The sequence below is a fragment of the Amycolatopsis sp. NPDC102389 genome, from assembly GCF_044765885.1.
Lineage (GTDB): Bacteria > Actinomycetota > Actinomycetes > Mycobacteriales > Pseudonocardiaceae > Amycolatopsis.
Map to the genome: position 1 here is coordinate 69,294 of NZ_JBIWKX010000018.1, position 20,834 is coordinate 90,127.

Consider the following 20,834-nt stretch of genomic DNA (forward strand, 5'->3'; position numbering starts at 1 on the left):
TATCACCAGTAATACTGCGAATTGGAGTCGGCACTTCCGCTGGAGGAGCTGCCCAGGGTCAGCTCTCGCACGTGCCCGAGGTCGAAGAGCAAAGGCGGCTCGTACCCGACATCCTCGGCGGACGGCTCCATGACCGCGTCGGCGGTGTCGCGCGCGGGCGACGGACGGAGCACAGGAAGCAGTTTCATGATCAGCACCTTCGAGTCAGGCTGTCTCCTGGTCGGCAGGAGAAGAAGCATCCCCCGGCTTTACGAATCGCCAGGGAAGGCAGGATCGTAACGGGAGTCGATTGTCTGCCTCGGGCGGCCCCACGGGAAGTCCGGCGCGAAAGAGCCGGGCGATACGGCGATCCGGGAGAAGCGGTCTCGCCGCCCCGCAAGAATCACACGTCTGAGTGAGCCGTCTTAATCGACATACTTCCCGAACGGATTTCAACCATGACGCCGGGAACGGAACGTCCCTTTCTTCAATTCGAAACGACGCCGCCCGAGGCACCGTCACCGGGATGATCCTGCTGCCGGGCGCGCAGCCCCAGAATGAGCGCGCCGTGCGCCTCGGCGAGCGAGTTCAGCCCGCTGGTCCGCAACTCGAACCGGGTGTCGTCCGTGACCGTTCCGGCGAGGGCGAAGCGCTCCAGTTCCTGACGGCAGGGATCGATGACGAGTTCCTGCGCACCCGCGAGCTCCCCGCCGAGCACCACCAGGCGGGGGTTCACCAGATTGCACAGCTGGGCCAGTGCGAACCCCAGCGTCCGGCCGGCGTCGTTGATGATCCGGCGGCAGGCCGCGTCGCCCTGCTGCGCCAAGCCGATCAGCAGGCCCAGATTGTCGGGCGGCCGGTAGTCCCGCCGCCCCGCGCGGCGCACCTGCCCGGTCAAGGCTTCGGCACCGACGAGGGTGTCGAGGCAGCCACGGCCGCCGCACAGGCAGACCTGGCCGTCGCGCTCGATGGTCAGGTGGCCGATCTCGCCGGCCATCCCCCGCTCGCCGCGCAGCAGCTTGTCGCCGATCATGATTCCCGCGCCCACGCCCGTGGACGCCTTGATGTACACCACCGTTTCCAGCGGTTTGTCCAGGCCGTAGGTCTGCTCGGCCATCGCGCCGAGGTTGGCGTCGTTGTCCACCGCCACCCGGACGCCGAGAAGTTTCCCCAAACTGGCGGCGGGGTCGTCGGCGTCGGACCACGGCGGCAGGACCGGAGTGGTGAACCGGCCGCTACGGGGGTCGATCATCCTGGGCACGGCGAGGCCCGCCGAGACGACGTCCCCCAGTTCTTGCCCGGTCGAGCGCACGGCGGCGCGGATCATGCTCTCCAATTGGGGAAGCAGCCGGGGGAATCCGTGATTGGCCCCTTCGATCTCGATCTGCGGGTCGACCGAGTCGAACGACCGGTCCACCGGCCGGGCGATGACCGCCACCCGGCGGAAACCGAGATCTATGCCCAGCGCGATTCCCCGGGTCTGGGGCAGGCGGACGACGCCACCCTTGCGCCCCGATTCGACCTCCACCTTTCCCTCGTCCGCCAGATCGGCGACGGCGGTGGACACCGACGCCCCGGAAACCCCGAGCCGCTGAGCGAGACGTGACTGCTGATCCGCTTTGATCATGATTTCGATGATCAATTTGCGGCGGTTCTGCTCCTTCGTTCCACTCGTCGGACCGAGCAGTTCCCGCGCCTCAAGCATCGAACCCCTCATCCCCGTCGCGCGACCCGAAAAATCAAGCCGAAGCAAGGCACGCTAACAGAGAAAGCTTCAAGTTTAAGGAGCCCACTCTTAACGATTCAGGCCGGTTCGCCGAAATCCCTTGTTGGCGAGGCGCCGAATAGGGATGATCGCGAGGAAAAAGTCCCTACTTTAGTCGCCGGCGGGCGAAAGTCTGCTGAGTTTCAACACAACCCGAATGGCTCAGCCGATTATTCGACAGCGGAGTGATTTTCGTCCGGTTCCCTGTCGACCCCCGCTCGCCTCGCCCTCCGGTCCGGACGGCTCGGACGGCTGAGGCGGACCGCCGGAATATGTCGGTGCCTCCCGGTAGTTTCCCCAGCATGGCCACATTGGTGAGTTTTCACGCCCACCCCGACGACGAGTGCATCGTCGCGGGTGGCGTCATGCGCAAGGCCTTCGAGGAAGGTCACCGTGTCGTGCTCGTCGTCGCGACCAAGGGGGAGGTCGGCGAGGTACCGGACGGGTTCCTCGACGACGGAGAGGAGTTGTGGCAGCGCCGCGTGCAGGAGACGCACGCTTCCGCCGAGGTCCTGGGGGCCAAGCGGGTGGAGTTCCTGGGGTACACCGATTCCGGCATGATGGGCGAGCCGCGCAACGACGTGCCCGGCACGTTCTGGCAGGCCGACGTCGAGGAGGCCGCGCAGCGGCTGGCCGCGATCCTGCGCGAGGAGCAGGCCGACGTCCTGACCGTCTACGACGACAACGGCGGCTACGGGCATCCGGACCACATCCAGGTGCACCGCGTCGGGATGCGCGCGGCCGAGCTGGCGGGCACGCCGCGCGTCTACGAGGCGACGAGCAACAGTGACGAGATGCGCCGCGGTATGGAAGAGGCGGTGCGGACCGGGCAACTGAAGGCCGAGGACCTCCCCGATTTCGAGGACGGTTCCGAGTTCGGCAAGCCGGAAGAGATCCTGACCGCGAGGGTCGACGTCAGCGCGTACCTGCCGTACAAACGGGCCGCGATGCGCGCGCACGCCAGCCAGATCAGCGAGGACTCGTTCTTCCTCGCGATGCCGGACGAGGGGTTCGCGCAGGCGTTCGGCGTCGAGTGGTTCATCCGTGCCGGGCAGGGTCCGGGCATCACGGAGACCGACCTCATGGCGGGTCTCTGACCGCCGGCCGTTCACCTACCTACCCAGTCAGCTGTGCCGTGAAGGCCCCCTTGAGGGACCCAGAGTCCCTCAAGGAGGCCTTCACGGACTCGATGATCGCCTTGTACGCCCCACACGCACCAACAGTCACAGCGGTCGCGCGGCCACAGGGCGCCGGAACGGGCTGGGTGCAGGTGGTGGGGGGGGGGGGGGGGGGGGGGGGGGGGGAGCCGCCCCCCCCCCCCCCCCCCCCCCCCCCCCCCCCCCCGGCCGGACGGACGAGGTCAGGCCGTGGCGGCGGTGACGTCGAGTTCGACGAGCTGCCCCGAGTAGCCGAGCTGCGCGACGCCGAGCAGGGTGCTCGCGGTGGTGAACGCCTCCCCGATCTCCGACTCGACGAACCGGTCCCACACGGCGGAGAGCACGTCCGCGTCCGGCGTCACCACGTAGATCACCGTGCGCACCACGTCGGCGGGGGTCGCCTTGGCGAAGGCGAGCGCGGCGGCGGTGTTCGCGACGACCTGGTCGACCTGGGCGAGAACGTCGCCCTCGACGACCTTGCCGTCCTCGGCGAGCGGGCACTGGCCGGCGAGGTGGACGTCCCTCCGGCCTTCGACGATGGTCACGTGGTGGTAGGTGGGCGTGGGGTGCAGACCGGGCGGATGGTGGCGTTCAATGGTCACGCACCGCATCCTCACCGAGGCGGTCGCGACGGGACAACCGGATTTCACGGGGGAGCCATGCGCAGGACGATCGACTGGACCGGTGACGCGGTCACGATCATCGACCAGACCGTCCTTCCCGCCGAGTACCGCGTGCTCGAGCTGCGCACGGTCGGGGAACTCGTCGGCGCCATCCAGCGGCTCGCGGTGCGCGGCGCACCGGCGCTCGGTGCGGCGGGGGCGCTCGGCGTCGTGCTGGCGACCCGCGCACGAGGCGACGTCGAGGCCGAAGCGCAGCGCGTCGCCCAGGCCCGGCCGACGGCGGTCAACCTGAGCTGGGGCGTTTCGCGCGCTCTCGCGAAGCTCCCGGAGGGGCCGGAAGCCGTCCTCGCCGAAGCCCTCGCGATCCTCGACGAGGACGAGCGGATCAACCACGAGGCGTCCCGGCTGGCGGCCGAAGTCGTGCTCGAACATTGCGAACGGCGGCCATTGCGGTTGCTGAGCCACTGCAACGCGGGCCACCTCGCGACGGTCGCCTGGGGCAGCGCGCTCGGCGTCGTCTGGCATCTGCAAGCCCGCGGGCTGGTCGAGTCCGTGCTGGTCGACGAGACCCGGCCGTTGCTGCAGGGTGCCCGCCTGACCGCTTGGGAACTGGCCGAAGCCGGTGTCCCGTACCGGATCCAGCCCGACGGCGCGGCCGCCGCGGCGATGAGCCGCGGCCTGGTCGACTGCGTGCTCGTCGGCGCCGACCGCATCGCCGCCAACGGCGACGTCGCCAACAAGATCGGCACCTACGGCCTGGCGATCGCGGCGAAGCACCACGGAGTCCCGTTCGTGGTCGTCGCCCCTTCGTCCACTGTGGACACCGCGATGCCGGACGGAGCCGGGATCGTGATCGAGGAACGCGATCCCGGCGAGGTCCTGAGCTTCGGCGGCACAAAGGTCGCCCCCGAAGGCGCGGAGGTGTTCAACCCGGCCTTCGACGTGACGCCGTTCGAGCTGATCACCGCGGTGGTGACCGAGCACGGAATCCTGCGCGGCTAGAACGATTCCAGGCAGGACGGCTCGCGGTCGGTGGCGAACGCCGCCGTCGCCCGCGAAACCGCGCCGGCGGTCCGCTCCTTGATCCGGCCCGCCGCGGCCAGGGTGCTCGGCCTGGTCCCGCCGAGGAAGATCGCGCCGAGGTCGGTGACGTCCAGTTCGAGATCCGGCTCGTCCTCCACTCGCGTCACCTCCGCGTGGCCGGCGGCGTCGGTGACGAGCCGCCAGTTCCGGGTGTTCCACGGGCAGAAGGCGTCGCGTACGCCGAAAACGAGGTCGACCGGGGCGTTGTAGCGCCGGGTGACCAGGGCGCGATCGACGTCGACGAGCCGGACCCACAGGGAGTCGCCGCCGGTCCGGCTCATCGCGCGGGGGTCGGCGAGCAGGTGGATGAGCGGTTCGTCGAGGGCGGCGGACACCTCCACCGTGAAGACGAGGTCGTAGTCGAGCAGGAAGCGGTACAGCGTCGCGTACGCCTCCGGCGTGGTCGCGACCAATTCCTGCACGCTCAGAGTCCCCCGCGGGCCCTCTTCGCTCCAGTCGCTCTTCAGCCGGTAGATCACGTAGCCGTCCGGCAGCACGGCGAACCTCATGGAGGTCGCGCCGTTCCTCCGCCGCTCCGGGTCGTCGAGGTTGAACTCCCACGTCGCCCCGGGCCGGTCCAGTGCGCCGACCCGTTGGGGTGCTTCCTTGTCGTAGATCGCCTTGATCAGCGGAATCGCTTGCTCACGCCCGATTTCGCGCACCCGCTCGGTTTCGAGTTCGACGCCGGGCCGGAACGCGGATTTCGCGCGGACCTTCGCGCGGTAGAACTGCGCCGCGAGCCCGTATCCGAAGCGGGGGTAGATGACGGCTTCGGACGCCCACAACGCGGCGATCGGTTCGGCGCCGTCGTCGTGCAGGCCGTGCAGCTGCGCCCGCATGACGCGGGTGAGCGCGCCCCGCCTCCGATGCCCCGGAGCGACGCCGACCGACGTGATCCCCGCGAACGGCGTCGGCCCCGCACCGGGAACGGTGATCTTCCGGGTGAGGATCTCCCCCATCCCGATCAGCTCGTCGCCGTCGAAGACTCCGTGTGAACGCTCGGGTTCGAACACCAGCCCTTCGCGGTACTGGAACCCTTCCGAAGGGTCGGTGAGGAAAGCGTGCGCCAGCATGTCCGAGAGTGCGGGCAGGTCGTCGGTGGTCAGGGTGCGGAGGGTCAAGCCTTCATCGCTCACCCTGTCGTCCTACGCCTCTTCACCGACGACCGCCACGCCTTTTCCGAAGCAAGCACAGATGGGCGGTGTTCAGGGCCGCGGCCCGATCACCTCACCCTTTTCCGTCACCTCGATGGCCATCGCGGGACAGGAATCCGCCGCGTCGAGCACCGTCTCGCCCGGATCCATCTCTCCCTTGGCCACTGTCGCCGTGGCTCCTTCGAGTTCGAAGACCTCCGGCATCAACGCCGCGCACATCCCCGAGCCGATGCACGTGTTGCCATCGACCTCGACTTTCCAGCTCATGCTCACCATCCGATCGGCATGGAGCGGGGCCCCCGCACCAGCATCTGGGTCTTCCACACGATATCGCCGTCGAGGTGCAGTCCGGGGAGATCTCGCAGCAGCGCCTTCAGGGCCTCCTGCAGTTCGAGCCTGGCCAGCGGGGCACCGAGGCAGTGGTGCACGCCGTGCCCGAAACCGAGGTGGGGGTTGGCCTCCCTGCCGAATTCGAGGGTTTCCGCCGCCGTGAACTGGAGCGCGTCCCGGTTGGCGGCACCGATCGCCACCATCACCGGTTCCCCCTCCTTCACCAGCACGTCACCCACTTGGATGTCTTCCGTGGCGTAGCGGGCGAACCCGGCTCCGGCACCCAACGGGATGAACCGCAGCAGTTCCTCCACCGCGGCCGGGATCAGGTCCAGGTCCGCGCGAAGGCGGGCGAGCTGCTCCGGCTGTTCGAGCAGGGCGTAGACGAAGTTGGGGATCTGGCTGGCGGTCGTTTCATGCCCGGCGATGAGGATGCCGATGCACATGTCGACCAGTTCCAGCTCGCTCAGCCTGTCGCGGACGTCGCGCGCCTCGATCAGCGCGGTCATCAGGTCGTCCTGGGGCTCGGCGCGGTGCTGCTCGACGAGCACGTGCATGTACGCCCGCAGCTCGTCCTGGTTGGCCATCATCTCTTCGGTGGTCAGCGGGCTGGTCGACAGCGCGGCGTCGCTCCAGACGCGGAACTTCGGCCGGTCCTCGACGGGGACGCCGAGCAGTTCGCAGATCACCGCGACCGGGATCGGCAGCGCGTAGTCCTCGACCAGGTCCGCGGGCTGTCCTTTCGCCTTCATGTCCTCGATCAGGCCGGCCGCCAGCTCGGCGACACGCGGCCGCAGCAGTTCGACGCGGCGCATGGTGAACGCCTTCGCGACCAGCGTGCGCAGCCGGGTGTGATCCGGCGGGTCCATGCTCAGGATCCCGCCGGGCCGCCTGCCTGGCGCCATCCGCGGCTCGTCCTTGTCCGCCGCCATCGCACGGGAGAATCGCCGGTCGCCCAGCACGAAGCGCGCGTCGGCGTAGCGGGTGGCGAGCCACGCCGGCTCACCGTGCGGAAGCCGGACGCGGAGCATGCCCTTGGTGGCGCGGGCCGCCGCGTACGCCTCGTTGAGCTCGAGTCCGGCGTCCTCATTGAAGGGATAGGCGACGAATTCGGTGTCAGTGGTGGTCATTTGTCCGGAAACCCCCCGGCTCGGCGGTTTGTAAGCAACTGCTTACAACGCTAACCATGATCACGGTGAGCGTCAATGCGCCTACCGTGCGACGCCCGGCTAGCCTTTGCCGATGACGGAAGAACCGCAGGTCCGCAAGCGCGACGCGGCCGCGACCAGGGCGGCCCTGCTCGACGCGGCGGCGGCTCTCTTCGCCGAACGCGGCTTCGACCGCACGACCGTGCGCGACATCGCGAAGCTCGCCGGAGCCAACCAGGCCCTGTTGTTCCGCTACTTCGGATCCAAGGACGCGCTGTTCGAGGAGGTCCTGGCGCGCGGTGGACGCGAGCAGATCGCCACCACCCCACCGGACGCCCTGCTCGGAACGGCGTTGCGCAGCATGCTGGAGTCCGACACCGGCCGCGACCGCACCCTCGACGCGTACCTGCGCTCGACGGGACACGACAGCGCCGCGGCCGCGGTCCGGCGGCAGCTCGGCGAGGAGTACGCGAAGGTGCTCGCCACGCTGACCGACGCCGACGACGCGGACCTGCGGGCCGACCTCATCCTCGCCTGGCTGCTCGGGATCGGCCTGGTCCGCGACATCACCGGCAAGGAACCTCTGGCCAGCGCGGATCCCGACGACGTCTGCCGCCTGGTGCTCGGCGCGGCGCGGACGCTGCTGGAACGCAGCGGATAATCGCGTCGCGATCCACGGCCCGCTGTTCTACGGTCGTGCCCGTGACCCCGTTCCCGCCCGCCGGCACCGAAGCCGAATTCGGCGCGCTGACCAGGCAAGACCTGCTCCCCGCCGTGAGGTCGCTCGGTCTTGGCGAAGCCGTCCCGTTCACCGAAGGCTCCTTGCCGGTCTACGCCGTCGGCGACGATCTGGTCCTCAAGCTGTTCCCGCCGGTGCATCTCGACGAACTCCCCACCGAGCGGACGATGCTCGAGGTCCTGCACGGGAAACTGCCGATCCCGACCCCCGCCGTGCACGACGTCGGCGAGCGGGACGGCTGGGGCTATGCGCTCATGGAACGCCTTCGCGGCGAAACGTTGAAGGACGCCTGGCCGAAACTGTCCACAGAGGACAAACACCGGCTCGCTCCCGAACTCGGCGAGGCGCTGGCCGCCCTGCATACGCTGCACGACCCGCGGCTCGACGTCCTGGACCCGCCGGACTGGGCCGCGTTCGTCGCCGAGCAGCGCGCGAACGTCGTCGAGCATCACCGGCGGACCGGGCTCGGCGAAAGCTGGATCGCGCAGATCCCGGCGTTCCTCGATTCCGTCGAGCTGGGCAGCCCGCCGGTCGTCCCGCTGCACACCGAGTTCATGCGCGACCATCTCATGGTCACCCACGACGGCGGACGTCCGCGGCTGAGCGGGCTCTTCGACTTCGAGCCGGCCATGCGGGGCGCGGCCGACTACGACTTCGTCGCCGTGGGCCTGTTCGTTTCCGGCGGGGACAAGGACTTCCTGCGACGGCTGCTCGCCGGATACGGCGCCGATCCGGACGAGGACTTCTCCCGGCGCTGCCTGGCGTACGCGCTTTTGCACGTATACAGCAACTTCACCTGGTACCTCGGGGTCCTTCCCGCGCCGGAGGAACCGACGCTGGAAAGCCTCAGCCGCGCTTGGTGGTAGCCCAGGTCACGGGCACCGCCTCCGGGCCGCGGATCGAAAGCGGCGGACGCCAGGCGATGGCCGAAGCGGGAACCGCCAGATCCAGCCCCGGAAGTCCGTCGAGCAGGGTCCGGAACGCGATCTCCCCTTCGAGCCGGGCCAGCGCCGCGCCGAGGCAGAAGTGGAGCCCGTGCCCGAAGCCGAGTTGCGGCGCGTTCCGGCGCCGGATGTCGAACCGTGACGCGCCGGGGAAGGCCGCTTCGTCGCGGTTCGCCGCACCGGTGTGCGCCAGCACCGCCTCACCGCGCCGGACCTGACCGGCGCTCAGCTCGACGTCCTCCAACGCGACCCGGAGCAGCGACGCGTCGGCGGGCCCGTCGAACCGCATGATCTCCTCGACGGCCCCTTCTGTCAGACCCGGATCCGAGCGCAGCGCGGCGAGCTGATCGGGATTTCCCGCCAGGAGCACGATCCCGGTCGCGATCAGGCTGACCGTGGTCTCGTGCCCGGCGAGCAGGAGCTGGGTGGCGAGATCGATCAGCTCGGCCTCGGTGAGCCGGTCGCCGTCCTCGTCGCGAGCGTGCACGAGGACGCTCAGCAGGTCCTCCCCCGGCGTCGCGCGCTTGACGGCGACGAGCGCCGCCATGTCGTCCGCCCCGTCACGCCGGGCCTGTGCCACTTCCGCCGGGGTGTACGCCATCGGCGTGACGATCACACGCGACCACTGACGAAACCGTTCCCTGCCTTCGAACGGGACGCCGAGGATCTCGCACATGACCGCGGTGGGCAGCGGAAAGGCGAACATCTCGACGAGATCCACCGGCGGGCCGTGCTCGGCCATCGCCCGCAGCAGCGTGCCGGCGATCTCCTGGATCCGCGGCCGCAGCCCGGCGATCCGGCGGACGGTGAAGGCCCGCGCCGTCAGTTTCCGCAGGCGCGTGTGATCCGGCGGATCCATGTTCAGGATGCTGTGCTCTCCGGTGGAGAAGTCACCCGGTTCGATGAGACACGGCGCGCCCGGTGCGAGCAGGTTCCGGGAGAACCGCGTGTCCGAGAAGATCAGGCGGACGTCTTCGTAACGGGTCACCAACCAGCCTTCGCAGCCGCTGGGGAAGACGACCCAGGACATCGGGGGATACTCGGCGTAGATCGCGCCCATCGGGGTCGCGGGGTCGTCCTTCGCCGCGGGGTAAGTGGCTGTCATGGAGCCGATGATGAGCGGCGCTGAGCGCGGCCGGAAGGCTCCGCCCGATCACCCGCCCGAAGAGCCGAAGATCCTTATCACCGGGTGATAATCCCGCCGGCTAGGGCAGCGCGCGCCGCAAGAGTTCCGCCAGGTGCACGGCCTTCCGTCCGTCGAGCTGCTCGATCTGCGTCCGGCAGCTGAAGCCGTCCGCGACCACTTCGGTGCCCTCGGCCGCGGCACGGATCGCGGGCAGCATGCGGTCTTCGGCGCAGGCGACGGAAACGTCGTAGTGCCCGCGTTCGAAGCCGAAGTTGCCCGCCAGTCCACAGCAACCGGAGTCCATTGTGGAATTGTGGATACCCGCGGCGCGCATCGCGGCCTCGTCGGCGTCGAAACCGAGCACGGCGTGCTGATGGCAGTGCACCTGGCTGAGCGCTTCGACGTCCAGCGACCGGAATTCGAGCGGCGAGTCCTCGACGAGTTCGGCGAAGGTCCTCGTCCGTTCGGCCAGCAGTTTCGCGATCGGGTCGTCGGGCACGAGAGCCGGGAGGTCACCGCGGAACAGCGCCGTGCAGCTCGGCTCCAGTCCGGCGACCAGGTAACCCGATCGCAGATACGGTTCGAGCACGGAAAGCGTGCGGTGCAACACTTTCTTCGCCACGTCGAGCTGCCCGGTCGACACCCAGGTGAGGCCACAGCAAACGCCGCGATCCGGCAGGACGACGTCGTAGCCCGCGGCCGTGAGCACCTCGGCCGCGGCGTCGAGGACGTCCGGCGTGAGGTAGTTGTTGAAGGAGTCGGGCCACAGCACCACGGGCCGGGAGCCGGTCGCCCAGCGTTTGAGATCGGCGCGGCGCCGGGTGAACGGAGCCGTGGCGAACGTCGGCAGGTCCCGTTCCGGCGCGATCCCACCGAACTTCTTCAGCAGCCCGGAGAACCGGCGCGACACCGTGTTCGCCAGCCGCGGCGCCAGCGACGCGGCGCGCAGCCACACCGGCAGCCAGCCCATCGAATAGTGCGACGCCGGCCGGATCCGGCCCTTGTGGTGCTGGTGCAGGAATTCCGCCTTGTACGTCGCCATGTCGACGTCGACCGGGCAATCGGACAGGCAGCCCTTGCACGACAGGCAGAGATCCAGCGCCTCGGCGACCTCCTCCGAACGCCAGCCGTCGGTGATCAGTTCGCCGTTCACCATCTCGGCGAGCAGATGCGCGCGGCCCCGCGTCGAATGCTTCTCCTCCCGCGTGGCGCGGTAGCTCGGGCACATCACGCCCGCTCCGGTGGTGTTGCGGCATTTCCCGACGCCGACACAACGCCGCATCGCCTGCCCGAAGCTCCCCTGATCCTCCGGGTACGCGAGCGCGGTGACGTCTTCCAGCGCCAGCGGCGCGCGCCGCACGCGAAGATCGGCGTCGACCGGCCTGGGGTTCACCAGGATGCCCGGGTTCATCATGCCCGCCGGATCGAAGATCCCTTTGAACCGCGCGAAAAGCGCGAGGATCTCCGGGCTGTACATCCGCGACAGCAGCTCCGAGCGGGCCTGGCCGTCGCCGTGTTCCCCGGACAGCGAGCCGCCGTGTGCGGCGACCAGGTCCGCCGCCTCTTCGAGGAACGACCGGAACCCGGCGATCCCTTGCGGCGAAAGAAGATCGAAGTCCAGCCGCAGGTGCAGGCAGCCTTCACCGTAGTGGCCGTAGACCACGCTCTTGCGGCCGTGCTCGCGCATGAGCTGTTTGAATTCCCGCAAGTAGGCACCCAAACGCTCGGGCGGCACGGCAGCGTCTTCCCAGCCGGGCCAGGCCTCCTCGCCTCCGGCCAACCGGGTCGCGAGACCGGCGCCCTCCTCCCGGATCCGCCACAGCCGCTTCTGCGCGACCGCGTCGTCCAGCAGCGCGGATCCGGTCAACGCGCCACGCAGTCCGGCGATCAGCTCGCGTGCCTTGTCCGGGTCGGCCATTTCGACGAACAACCAGGCGCCGCCCGGCGGAAGCCCGTCGGCACGGCCCGGCTCCAGCAGGGCGACGAGATCCGCGTCGACGCCTTCGACGGTCAGGGGCGACCACGGCAGGATCTCCGGGACGGCGTCGGCCGCGGCGATGTCGGACTCGAATCCGAGCACCGCGAGCACCTTGCGCGCCGGGACCTCGGCCAGCGAGACCGTCGCCTCCAGGACGGTCACGCAGGTGCCCTCGCTGCCGACCAGCGCCTTGGCGACGTCGAAACCGTTCTCCGGCAACAGGTGTTCGAGCCCGTATCCGGAGACCCGCCTGCTGAAGGACGACAGTTCGGTGCGCAGCAACGCCAGGTTGTCCCGGACCAGCGCGCGCAACTCGGAGAAGACCCGGCCTTCGGTGCCGGGCTTGGCCGCCCGGGCGTCCACTTCGGACGGCGAGGTGGGCCCGACGGTCAGCCGCGTGCCGTCGTAGAGCAGCACGTCCAGCTCCCGGACCACGTCGACCGTGCGGCCCCAGGCCACCGAATGCGAGCCGCAGGCGTTGTTGCCGATCATCCCGCCGATCGTGCAGCGCGAATGCGTCGACGGATCGGGGCCGAACCGGAGCCCGTGCGGCGCGGCGAGCCGCTGGAGGTCGTCGAGGACGGTCCCGGGCGCGACCCTCGCCGTGCGCGCCGCCGGGTCGAGGCCGAGGACCCCGCTGAGGTGACGCGAGGTGTCGATCACGACGCCCGGCCCGCACGAGTTGCCCGCGACGCTGGTGCCGCCGCCGCGGGCGATCACCGGCAGCCCGGCCCGGCGGCAGGCGGCGACGGCCTCGATCACCTCGTCGACGCTCCGCGGCAGCACCACACCCTTCGGCACGTGCCGGTAGTTGGAGGCGTCGGTCGTGTACAGCGCCAGTGTCGCGGCGTCGGCCAGGATCTCCACGGGTCCATTCAAGACAACCGCGGCCGGAAACGCATCGGCGAACCTCTCCGGACGGGTGTGTCGGAAACCACGTCCGGTATGCGATCGTGAGCGCGTGACGGCGAGACGGCACGCCGCTGAAGAGCTCGCCGCCGAGCACAGCGCGGTGCTCGGCGGGCTTCTTCGCGAGCGCGAAGAGCTGCTCGCGACCCTCGACCGGGTCGCGGCCCTCAACGGCACCGCGCGGCTGATCCGCGAGTCGATCGGCACGCATTCCGGCTTCGTCGCCGAGCTGGCCGGGCCCGAAGTGGCGGTGATCCGCTGGATGTCGGGCACCAGGACGGACGCATTGCAGGATCTCGCCGTGCCCATCGGCCAGGGCATCGGCGGGCGAGTGCTCGCGCTGGGCAAGCCGGTGAGGGTGAACGACTACGTCAACTCGCCGAGTATCACCCACCAGTTCGACGCGCAGGTCCGCGGCGAGGGCCTCGCCGCGATGATCGCCGTCCCGATCGTCAGCGGGACCGAGACCGTCGCCATCGCGTACGCCGCCATGCGCGAGCGTCGCGACTTCGGCGACGACGCGGTCCAGTCCCTCGAAGACATCGCCACCGAGGCCGGCCGGGCGCTGAAACTGGCGTCGGTCGCCGAAGCCGACCGGGAAACCGCGCTGTCCTCCGAACGGCTCCGGATGCAGAGCGCGCTGCACGATTCGGTCGGCGCGCTGCTGTTCTCGATCGGCGTCCAGGTCCGGAACCTGCACGAGGACATCAGCGACAACCCGGCGCTCGAATCGCGGCTGCGGCGGCTGGAGGGCGACGTGTCGGCCGCGTCGAGAGCGCTGCGCGAGTCGCTGCTGGCGTTGTCGGAGTCGAGCCCGGAGCGCGCGCTGCCGGTGGAACTGGCCGAGCACTGCCGGTCGTTTCAGGCCCGCTGCGGCGTCCCGGCGCGGTTCGTGCAGCTCGCGCCGGTGCCGCGGCTGGACGCCGAACGCACCGGGCTGCTGGTGGCGGCCGTCCGCGAGGGCCTGCTCAACGTGGAGAAACACGCCGACGCGTTGTCCGTCGTGGTCAGTCTCCTGCCCAGTGACGACGGCGTGCAGGTGGTCGTCGCCGACGACGGGACGGGCCATCGCACTGAAGATGCCGAGGAGCCCGAACCGGGCACCGGGATGGGGCTGCGCGCGCTGGCCGAACGCGCCGCGCGGCTCGGCGGCCGGGTCAGCCTGGTCCGCGACGAGGACGACGGGTGCACGCTGCGCGCATGGGTGCCGGAACCGTGCCGTCGCCGGTGACGGTGCTCGTCGTGGACGACCATCCGGTGGTCCGCGACGGGGTGAGCCTGCTGCTGCGCTACGACCCGGCGATGACCGTGGTCGGCTCGGCCGAGACCGGCCGGTCCGCGATCCGGCGGGCGGGTGAGCTGAAGCCGGTGCTGATCCTGCTGGACCTGCGGCTGCCGGACATGCTCGCGCCCGAGGTCATCGCCGAACTCCGCCGCGTGCATCCGGCCGGGCGGATCGTGGTGTTCACCGCGCACGGTGACCATCAGGGCGTGCGGGCCGCGCTGGACTCCGGCGCGCACGGTTGCCTGCTCAAGGACGTCGCCGGGACGGATCTGGTGGCGGCGTTGCGGCAGGTGCTCAAGGGTGAGCGCGTCGTCGATCCGCGGATCTTCCCCGACGACGGCCAGCGGTCCGACGCGCTGGCCCGTAGTGGCCTGACGCGGCGTGAGTACGAGGTCCTGCGGCTGGCGGCGCAGGGGCAGACGAATCCGGAGATCGCGGAATCGACCGGGCTGGCGCGGAACACGGTGAAGACCTACCTGCAGTCCGCTTTGCACAAACTCGGCGCCCGGAACCGCGTCGAGGCCATCGGCAAAGCCTCCGAAGCCGGCCTCCTCTGACGCGTTTCGTCCTCTAAATGCGGTACTTGCGCGTGCAACTACCGCATTTAGAGGACGAAATGCGTCGTGTCCGTTTTGTTGCCGGGTGGGTCTCCAGGTGGGGGTAACGCGGCGGAGGGTGCCCACGCAGGATGACCGCCACCGATCGTGACTCGCGTCACACGAACGGAGGAGGCGGCTTGCTGAGTGTTCGTGATCTCCAGGTGCGGTACGGCCGATCGGTGGCCGCACTGCACGGGGTCGACCTCGACGTTTCACCTGATGGGGTGCTGGCCGTCCTCGGCAGCAACGGGGCCGGGAAGTCGACCCTGCTGCGCACCGTCTCCGGCACGCTGCGCATGCACCGGGGCTCGGTTTCCGCCGGCGAGGTGCGCTACGACGGCAAACCACTGTCCAAACTCGACCCGGCCCGCATCGTCGGTCTCGGCGTGGTCGGCGTCCCCGAAGGCCGCCAGGTCTTCGCGCGGATGACGGTCGAGGAGAACCTGCGCGCGGGCGGGATCGGCGCCCGCAACCCCGGCCAGCGCGCCGCCGCCCGTAAACGCGTCGACGAGCTCTTTCCGGTCCTGTCCGAACGCGCCAACCAGCGTGCGGGCCTGCTTTCCGGCGGTGAGCAGCAAATGCTCGCGATCGGTCGCGCGCTGATGTCCGGCCCGCGGCTCCTGCTGCTCGACGAACCTTCGCTCGGTCTCGCGCCGAAGATCGTCGAGCAGATCGGCGACATCATCCGCGAGATCCACGAGCAGGGCACCGCCGTGGTGCTGGTCGAGCAGAACGCCGTGATGGCGTTGCGCGTCGCCGATCACGCGATCGTCCTCGAAGTGGGCCGGGTCGCGCTGGCCGGGACGACGGCCGAGCTCGCGGCGAGCGAGGAGGTCCAGCGGCTCTACCTCGGCGGCCACGCCGAATCGCAGGCCACCGCCGAAGCCGAGGCCGCCGACGCCCGCAAACAGCTCGCGGGCCGGAGCCTGTCGAGGTGGGCCGGATGACGCCGCCCGAGTTGCACGTCGAGAACGTGACCCTGCGCTTCGGCGGGATCCGGGCGCTGGACGACGTCTCGTTCACCGTCGGTTCCGGTTCGCTGCACGCGCTCATCGGTCCGAACGGTGCCGGGAAGTCCAGCTGTTTCAACGTCATCAGCGGCCTCTACCGGGCGAACACCGGCCGCGTCCGGCTCGGCGACGCCGTCCTTTCCGGACTCCCGCCGCACCGGCTGGCGGGCCTCGGGGTCGGCCGGTCGTTCCAGAACGCCGCCCTCTCCCCCGGCTCCACCGTGCTCGACAACGTCATGCTCGGCCGCCACGCGCTGACCAAGGGCGGCTTCCTCGCCTGCGGGCTCCGTCTGCCGTGGACGGTCCGGGCCGAACGCCGCCATTCCGCGCGGGTGCGGGAGATCTGCGACTTCCTCGGCATCGGCGCGCTGGTGCATCTCCCGGTGGGCGCGCTGCCCTACGGCGCGGTGAAACGCGTCGACCTGGCCCGCGCGCTCGCCGTCGAACCGGTGCTGCTGCTGCTCGACGAACCGGCGGCAGGCATGAACGCGACCGAGACCGCCGAACTGGCCGGGACGATCCGCGACGTCCGTGACGAGCTCGGCATCTCGATCCTGCTGGTGGAACACGACATGGGGCTGGTGATGGGCATCGCGGACCGGGTCACCGTCCTGGACTTCGGCAGGCGCATCGCCGACGGCACCCCCGCCGAGGTCCAGTCGGATCCGGACGTGATCAGGGCATATCTCGGCACGGAGGCCACGGCGTGAACACTTTCCTGCAACTCGTGGTGAACGGGCTCGGCAAGGGCGCGGTGTTCGCGTTGCTGGCGCTGGGTTTCGTGATCATCTTCAAGGCCACCGAGGTGGTCAACTTCGCGCACGGCTCGCTCGTGCTCTTCGGCGGATACCTGGTCGTCGTGACCCGCGAATCCCTCGGCTGGCTGGGCGCCTCGCTGGCCGGCATCGTCTCGGCGGGCCTGCTCGCCCTGCTGCTGGAACGACTTCTGCTGTCCCGCTCGCGGCACGCGGACGCGAACAGCCTGGCGTTGCTGACCATCGGCGTCGACGTGATCATCACCGAGGAGATCGTGCGACGGCTCGGCGTCACGTTGCCGTTCCTCGGCGACGCCTGGGACGCGAAGCCGTTCCAGCTCGGCGGGATCACGCTGTTCCGGACACATCTGGTGGCGCTGCTCGTCGCCGCCGTGCTGATCACCGCGTTCACCTTGGCCTTCAAGTACTCGAACTGGGGTATCGCCATGCGCGCCCAGGCCGAGAACCGCGAAGCCGCCGCGCTGATGGGGATCCGCAGTTCCCGGGTGACGGCGACCGCGTGGGTGGTCGCCGGGGTGCTCGCCGGGGTCGCGGTGCTCTTCATCGCCACGCAGGACTTCTCCGGCGCGGGCCTGTCCCGCGGTACGCACTCCATCGCGCTCGCGGCGTTCCCCGCGGCCATCCTCGGCGGGCTGGACTCGACGGCGGGCGCGGTGGTGGGCGGCCTGGTCGTCGGGCTGGTCGAGGCGCTTTCGGCGCAGTACGTGTCGTTCGACTTCTCCAAGAGCGCGGTCTTCCTGGTGATGCTCGTGGTCCTCGTGGTGCGGCCGTCGGGGTTGTTCGGGACGAGGGAGAGCACCCGTGTCTGACACCGCCGTGAAAACCCCTGCCGCGGCTCCCCAGTCACCGCCCGCGAAACGCGATCGGGGACGCCTGCTCAAGGCACTGGCCTGGGTCGCGCTGCTGGTCGTCCTGCTCGCGATCCCGCTATATCTCGACGCCGCCTGGCTGAAGGCCGGGCAGTACATGATGATCGGCGGGGTCGGCGCGATCGGGCTCACGCTGCTGGTCGGGCAGGCCGGGCAGCTTTCGCTGGCACACGCGTTCTTCCTGCTGGCGGGCGCGACCGGCTACACCGTCCTTTCCGGACCGTCGGACGACGAGCGCGTGTTCGGGCTCGGCCTCGATCCCGGTCTTTCGCTGGTCGGCGCGGTGGTCGTCACCGCGCTGCTGGGGCTGGCGTTCGCGCCGGTTTCGGGACGGCTGCGCGGGATCTACCTCGGTGTCGCGTCGCTGTCGCTGGTGTTCCTCGGGCTCTACTTCGGACAGTCGGCCGAGACGCTGACCGGCGGGACCTCGACCGGGCGCGCGCCCCAGCCGTTCTCGCTGTTCGGTTTCCCGTTCACCAACGGCGGCCCGGAGATCGAGCTGATGGGCGTGCCGATCCGGCAGGCGGAACGGCTCTGGTACCTGTTCCTGCTGCTGACCGTGCTCGCGTTCGTGGTCGCGCAGGCGGCGGTGCGCAGCCGGGTCGGCCGGTCGTGGCGGGCGGTGCGCGACAACGAGGCCGCCGCGTCCGTGATGGGCGTCAGCGTCACGCGGGCCAAGGCGGGCGCGTTCGCGGTCTCCTCGGCGTACGCGGGGCTCGCCGGCGCGATGACCGTGCTGTGGTTCGACATCCTCAAACCCGACGAGAGCGAATTCGGCACGTACGGCATCAACATCTCCATCGCCTTCCTGGCCATGGTGATCATCGGGGGACTCGGCTCGGTGCCCGGCGCGCTGGTGGGCGCGCTGATCGTCAACGGGCTGCCGCAGGTGCTTTCGCTGTACTCCGCCGATCTCGGCTGGTTCTCCGGTACCGGGGACGGCGCCTTGACCCCGATCCTGGTCAGTTCGTTCGTCTACGGTGCCGCGATCATCCTCGTGGTGCTCTTCGAACCGGGCGGGCTCGCCGCGATCGGCCGACGCATCACCCCCGCCAAGAAACCTCATCTCCCGGAGGAGCAAGACAAATGAAGCGCACATATCCGGCCGTCGCGCTGGCGGCGGTCCTCGCCCTCTCGGCGTGCAGCACGAAAGCGGGCGACTCGGGGTCCTCGGGGGCGGACGGTTCGGGCGTCAAGACCGACAAAGGGGTGACGTCCTCGGAGATCACCCTCGGTGTGATGACCGACAAGACCGGGGTGTTCAAGAACCTCGGGCTCGGCATCACACAGGGGAACGAGTTGTGGGCCAAGGACTTCAACACCGCGGGCGGGGCGTGCGGACGTCAGGTCAAACTCGAGACCGTCGACCATGGCTACAAGGCGGACACGGCGAAGACGCTGTATCCGCAGATCGAGCCGAAGGTCCTCGGCTTCGTACAACTGCTCGGCTCGCCGGTGGTCGCCGCGCTGAAGCAGAACATCGCCTCGGACAAGACCGTCGCGGCGCCCGCGTCGTGGTCTTCGGAACTGCTCGACAACCCGTACGTGATGATCGTCGGGACGACGTACGACCTGGAGATCATCGACGGGCTGTCGTATTTCCAGGAAAAGGGGCTGGTGAAGGACGGCGACACGATCGGGCACGTCTACATCGACGGTGAGTACGGCAAGAACGGCCTGCGCGGCTCGCAGTTCTACGCCAAGAAGCACAATCTGACGGTCAAAGAGGTCAAGGTGACCTCGACCGACAACGACCTCACCAACATCATCACCGGGCTCAAGGGCGCCGGGGTGAAGTCCATCGTCCTGACCACGACCCCGGCGCAGACCGGTTCCGCGCTCGCGGCGAACAAGGCGCTCGGGCTGAACGTTCCCGTGCTCGGCAACAACCCGACCTTCGATCCCGTGCTGCTCAAGAGCCCGGCCGCGAACGCGCTCGACAAGCTGACGATCGTCGCCAGCAGTGTCCCGTTCTCCGCGGACCTCCCCAAGGCCAAGGACGTCGCCTCGAAGTACAAGGCGGCGTACAAGGAGACCCCGAACGGCGGGATCCCTTATGGCTACGCGGTCGGCGAGGTGTGGGGCGCGGTGCTCAAGAAGGCCTGCGAGAACAAGGATCTCACCCGGGACGGCATCGCCGCGGCGCTGAAGCAGACGACGTCGGCGAGCACCGACGATCTGGTGGCGGCACTGGACTTCTCGAAGGCGGGCACCCCGGCGACGCGCCAGGTGTACGCGGCGACACCGGACGCGTCGGCCGAGGGCGGGGTCCGCTACGTCAAGCCGCTGTTCGAGGCTCCCGAGGCGAAGGAGTACGTGGCTCCGCACCAGAAGTGAGCCTCGCTTCGGCGAGCGCTTCCGCTTCGGCCAACGGCGTGGTGCCGTTGGCCGAAGCGGCGTCGAGAATCCTTCGCGTGGTCTCCTCCAGGGTTTCGACGCGGGCGAGTGCCTCATCGTGGGTGAGGTGCTCGGCTTCGCGGCCGAGCGTGTAGACGACTCCTCCGGCACTCGCGACGAAGTCCGGGATCCACAGGACTCCCTGAGCGGCGAGGTTCGCCGCGACTGTGTCGTTGGTGAGCTGGTTGTTCGCCGGGCCGACGACGAGCGGCGCGGCGACCTCGGTCCCCGGGCCGAAGACCCCGCCGACGGCGGCCGGGATCAGGACGTCGGCCTCGACGCCGAGTACCTGATCCGGCTCTACCCGCTTCAAGCCCTGTCCTTCTGCCGCAGCGAGGCGTCGTTCATCCACATCGGACACGATGACCTTCGCGCCCTGCTTGACCAGGTCGGCGGCCAGGTGGGCGCCGACCGAGCCGTAGCCGCTGATGACCACCTTGCGGCCGGTCAGGTCGTCGTCACCGAAGACCGCCCGGGCGCCCGCTCGCAGGGCGGCGAGCACTCCGACGGCGGTCGGCCCGCTCGACGAACCGGTGCCGCCGTGCTCCTCGGGCAGGCAGAAGACATGCGGGGTCCGTTCACGCAAGACGCGCATGTCCTCCGGGCCGGTGCCGACGTCCGGCCCGGCGAGATACGCGCCGTCGAGTGACGCGATGAGGTCGGCGTGGTCGAGCAGGATCTCGCGCCGCTGCTCGGGGGTCGGCAAACCTTCGAGCGCGACGACGCTCTTGCCGCCGCCGAAGTCCAGGCCCGCGACCGCGCATTTGCGGGTCATCGCCGCGGACAGCCGCAGGACGTCGTCGATCGCGTCGTGGACGCGCGGATAGACCTTGAACCGGCAGCCGCCGACGGCCGGGCCGAGCGCGCGCGAGTGCACGGCCACCATCGTCGTCACCCCGGACCGGCGCCCCCGCCGGACGACCAGCTCCTGTACGGACATCTCGCTTCCTCCCACGCACTTAG

At 69.6% G+C, this 20,834-nt stretch carries 20 protein-coding genes; 11 read left to right on the forward strand and 9 right to left on the reverse strand.

Features of this window, described 5'->3' with window-relative positions; genetic code table 11:
* Positions 1-2 precede the first annotated feature (2 nt).
* Both ACIRGA_RS17860 and ACIRGA_RS17865 read right to left on the reverse strand, forming a co-directional pair.
* Positions 3-188: a lasso RiPP family leader peptide-containing protein gene (locus tag ACIRGA_RS17860; RefSeq protein ID WP_400942356.1), complete on the reverse strand. Its 186-nt coding sequence runs from the start codon at positions 186-188 to the stop codon at positions 3-5.
* Positions 189-466: 278 nt separating this feature from the next.
* On the reverse strand, positions 467-1,684 hold the full coding sequence (locus ACIRGA_RS17865) for an ROK family protein (protein ID WP_400942358.1): 1,218 nt from the start codon (positions 1,682-1,684) through the stop codon (positions 467-469).
* A gap of 362 nt (positions 1,685-2,046) precedes the next feature.
* Between ACIRGA_RS17865 and ACIRGA_RS17870 the strand changes: the two genes are divergently transcribed.
* Positions 2,047-2,841 (forward strand): PIG-L family deacetylase, encoded by a 795-nt coding sequence (locus ACIRGA_RS17870; RefSeq protein WP_400942359.1) that lies wholly within the window; start codon positions 2,047-2,049, stop codon positions 2,839-2,841.
* Between the two features lie 263 nt (positions 2,842-3,104).
* Here the strand turns inward: ACIRGA_RS17870 and ACIRGA_RS17875 are convergent, their stop codons facing one another.
* Entirely contained in the window at positions 3,105-3,503 is a 399-nt protein-coding gene (locus ACIRGA_RS17875) for a RidA family protein (protein WP_400942360.1), read from the reverse strand.
* A gap of 57 nt (positions 3,504-3,560) precedes the next feature.
* Here ACIRGA_RS17875 and mtnA point away from each other — a divergent pair, with 57 nt between their 5' ends.
* A complete protein-coding gene (gene mtnA, locus ACIRGA_RS17880; RefSeq protein WP_400942362.1) occupies positions 3,561-4,526 on the forward strand; it encodes an S-methyl-5-thioribose-1-phosphate isomerase in 966 nt (321 codons plus the stop codon).
* Here the strand turns inward: mtnA and ACIRGA_RS17885 are convergent.
* The 3 genes from ACIRGA_RS17885 to ACIRGA_RS17895 all read right to left on the reverse strand — a co-directional run bounded on the left by ACIRGA_RS17885 (position 4,523) and on the right by ACIRGA_RS17895 (position 7,221).
* Positions 4,523-5,743 carry a GNAT family N-acetyltransferase gene (locus tag ACIRGA_RS17885; protein ID WP_400942363.1) on the reverse strand — a complete coding sequence of 407 codons (1,221 nt, stop codon included), beginning with the start codon at positions 5,741-5,743 and terminating at the stop codon, positions 4,523-4,525. The two genes, mtnA and ACIRGA_RS17885, sit on opposite strands and share 4 nt — an antisense overlap.
* Positions 5,744-5,812: 69 nt before the next feature.
* Positions 5,813-6,028 carry a ferredoxin gene (locus tag ACIRGA_RS17890; protein WP_400942365.1) on the reverse strand — a complete coding sequence of 72 codons (216 nt, stop codon included), beginning with the start codon at positions 6,026-6,028 and terminating at the stop codon, positions 5,813-5,815.
* 2 nt (positions 6,029-6,030) lie between these two features.
* Positions 6,031-7,221 (reverse strand): cytochrome P450, encoded by a 1,191-nt coding sequence (locus ACIRGA_RS17895; protein ID WP_400942367.1) that lies wholly within the window; start codon positions 7,219-7,221, stop codon positions 6,031-6,033.
* A 112-nt stretch (positions 7,222-7,333) separates the two neighbouring features.
* Between ACIRGA_RS17895 and ACIRGA_RS17900 the strand changes: the two genes are divergently transcribed.
* Positions 7,334-7,900, forward strand: a complete 567-nt coding sequence (locus tag ACIRGA_RS17900; RefSeq protein WP_400942368.1) for a TetR family transcriptional regulator — start codon at positions 7,334-7,336, stop codon at positions 7,898-7,900.
* 41 nt (positions 7,901-7,941) lie between these two features.
* The gene (locus ACIRGA_RS17905) at positions 7,942-8,844 is read left to right on the forward strand and encodes an aminoglycoside phosphotransferase family protein (protein WP_400942370.1); all 903 of its coding nucleotides are present in this window, start codon (positions 7,942-7,944) and stop codon (positions 8,842-8,844) included.
* Here the strand turns inward: ACIRGA_RS17905 and ACIRGA_RS17910 are convergent.
* Positions 8,825-10,027: a cytochrome P450 gene (locus tag ACIRGA_RS17910; protein WP_400942371.1), complete on the reverse strand. Its 1,203-nt coding sequence runs from the start codon at positions 10,025-10,027 to the stop codon at positions 8,825-8,827. The genes ACIRGA_RS17905 and ACIRGA_RS17910 overlap by 20 nt on opposite strands.
* A gap of 100 nt (positions 10,028-10,127) precedes the next feature.
* Positions 10,128-12,893: an FAD-binding and (Fe-S)-binding domain-containing protein gene (locus ACIRGA_RS17915; protein ID WP_400942373.1), complete on the reverse strand. Its 2,766-nt coding sequence runs from the start codon at positions 12,891-12,893 to the stop codon at positions 10,128-10,130.
* A 94-nt stretch (positions 12,894-12,987) separates the two neighbouring features.
* Here ACIRGA_RS17915 and ACIRGA_RS17920 point away from each other — a divergent pair, with 94 nt between their 5' ends.
* The 7 genes from ACIRGA_RS17920 (at position 12,988) to ACIRGA_RS17950 (ending at position 19,811) form a co-directional block, all read left to right on the forward strand.
* Positions 12,988-14,166 carry a GAF domain-containing protein gene (locus ACIRGA_RS17920; protein ID WP_400942374.1) on the forward strand — a complete coding sequence of 393 codons (1,179 nt, stop codon included), beginning with the start codon at positions 12,988-12,990 and terminating at the stop codon, positions 14,164-14,166.
* The gene (locus ACIRGA_RS17925; protein ID WP_172843603.1) at positions 14,136-14,777 is read left to right on the forward strand and encodes a response regulator transcription factor; all 642 of its coding nucleotides are present in this window, start codon (positions 14,136-14,138) and stop codon (positions 14,775-14,777) included. Before ACIRGA_RS17920 ends, ACIRGA_RS17925 begins: the two co-directional genes overlap by 31 nt.
* 179 nt (positions 14,778-14,956) lie before the next feature.
* Positions 14,957-15,766, forward strand: coding sequence for an ABC transporter ATP-binding protein (locus tag ACIRGA_RS17930; RefSeq protein ID WP_400942377.1), 810 nt, complete (start codon positions 14,957-14,959; stop codon positions 15,764-15,766).
* Entirely contained in the window at positions 15,763-16,539 is a 777-nt protein-coding gene (locus ACIRGA_RS17935) for an ABC transporter ATP-binding protein (protein ID WP_400942379.1), read from the forward strand. The genes ACIRGA_RS17930 and ACIRGA_RS17935 overlap by 4 nt, the downstream gene beginning before the upstream one ends.
* Positions 16,536-17,414, forward strand: a complete 879-nt coding sequence (locus tag ACIRGA_RS17940; RefSeq protein WP_400942381.1) for a branched-chain amino acid ABC transporter permease — start codon at positions 16,536-16,538, stop codon at positions 17,412-17,414. The genes ACIRGA_RS17935 and ACIRGA_RS17940 overlap by 4 nt, the downstream gene beginning before the upstream one ends.
* Positions 17,407-18,564, forward strand: a complete 1,158-nt coding sequence (locus ACIRGA_RS17945; RefSeq protein WP_400942383.1) for a branched-chain amino acid ABC transporter permease — start codon at positions 17,407-17,409, stop codon at positions 18,562-18,564. Before ACIRGA_RS17940 ends, ACIRGA_RS17945 begins: the two co-directional genes overlap by 8 nt.
* On the forward strand, positions 18,561-19,811 hold the full coding sequence (locus ACIRGA_RS17950) for an ABC transporter substrate-binding protein (RefSeq protein WP_400942385.1): 1,251 nt from the start codon (positions 18,561-18,563) through the stop codon (positions 19,809-19,811). Before ACIRGA_RS17945 ends, ACIRGA_RS17950 begins: the two co-directional genes overlap by 4 nt.
* Here the strand turns inward: ACIRGA_RS17950 and ACIRGA_RS17955 are convergent.
* Positions 19,753-20,811, reverse strand: coding sequence for a Glu/Leu/Phe/Val dehydrogenase dimerization domain-containing protein (locus ACIRGA_RS17955; protein ID WP_400942386.1), 1,059 nt, complete (start codon positions 20,809-20,811; stop codon positions 19,753-19,755). The genes ACIRGA_RS17950 and ACIRGA_RS17955 overlap by 59 nt on opposite strands.
* Between the last annotated feature and the right edge of the window lie 23 nt (positions 20,812-20,834).

Excerpts from the sequence above, each read along its gene's own strand:
- ACIRGA_RS17900 (WP_400942368.1), top strand. The coding sequence starts at position 7,334 with ATGACGGAAGAACCGCAGGTCCGCAAGCGCGACGCGGCCGCGACCAGG.
- ACIRGA_RS17865 (WP_400942358.1), bottom strand. The coding sequence starts at position 1,684 with ATGCTTGAGGCGCGGGAACTGCTCGGTCCGACGAGTGGAACGAAGGAG.
- ACIRGA_RS17860 (WP_400942356.1), bottom strand. The coding sequence starts at position 188 with ATGAAACTGCTTCCTGTGCTCCGTCCGTCGCCCGCGCGCGACACCGCC.
- mtnA (WP_400942362.1), top strand. The coding sequence starts at position 3,561 with ATGCGCAGGACGATCGACTGGACCGGTGACGCGGTCACGATCATCGAC.
- ACIRGA_RS17925 (WP_172843603.1), top strand. The coding sequence starts at position 14,136 with ATGGGTGCCGGAACCGTGCCGTCGCCGGTGACGGTGCTCGTCGTGGAC.
- ACIRGA_RS17910 (WP_400942371.1), bottom strand. The coding sequence starts at position 10,027 with ATGACAGCCACTTACCCCGCGGCGAAGGACGACCCCGCGACCCCGATG.
- ACIRGA_RS17950 (WP_400942385.1), top strand. The coding sequence starts at position 18,561 with ATGAAGCGCACATATCCGGCCGTCGCGCTGGCGGCGGTCCTCGCCCTC.
- ACIRGA_RS17890 (WP_400942365.1), bottom strand. The coding sequence starts at position 6,028 with ATGAGCTGGAAAGTCGAGGTCGATGGCAACACGTGCATCGGCTCGGGG.
- ACIRGA_RS17895 (WP_400942367.1), bottom strand. The coding sequence starts at position 7,221 with ATGACCACCACTGACACCGAATTCGTCGCCTATCCCTTCAATGAGGAC.
- ACIRGA_RS17955 (WP_400942386.1), bottom strand. The coding sequence starts at position 20,811 with ATGTCCGTACAGGAGCTGGTCGTCCGGCGGGGGCGCCGGTCCGGGGTG.
- ACIRGA_RS17935 (WP_400942379.1), top strand. The coding sequence starts at position 15,763 with ATGACGCCGCCCGAGTTGCACGTCGAGAACGTGACCCTGCGCTTCGGC.
- ACIRGA_RS17870 (WP_400942359.1), top strand. The coding sequence starts at position 2,047 with ATGGCCACATTGGTGAGTTTTCACGCCCACCCCGACGACGAGTGCATC.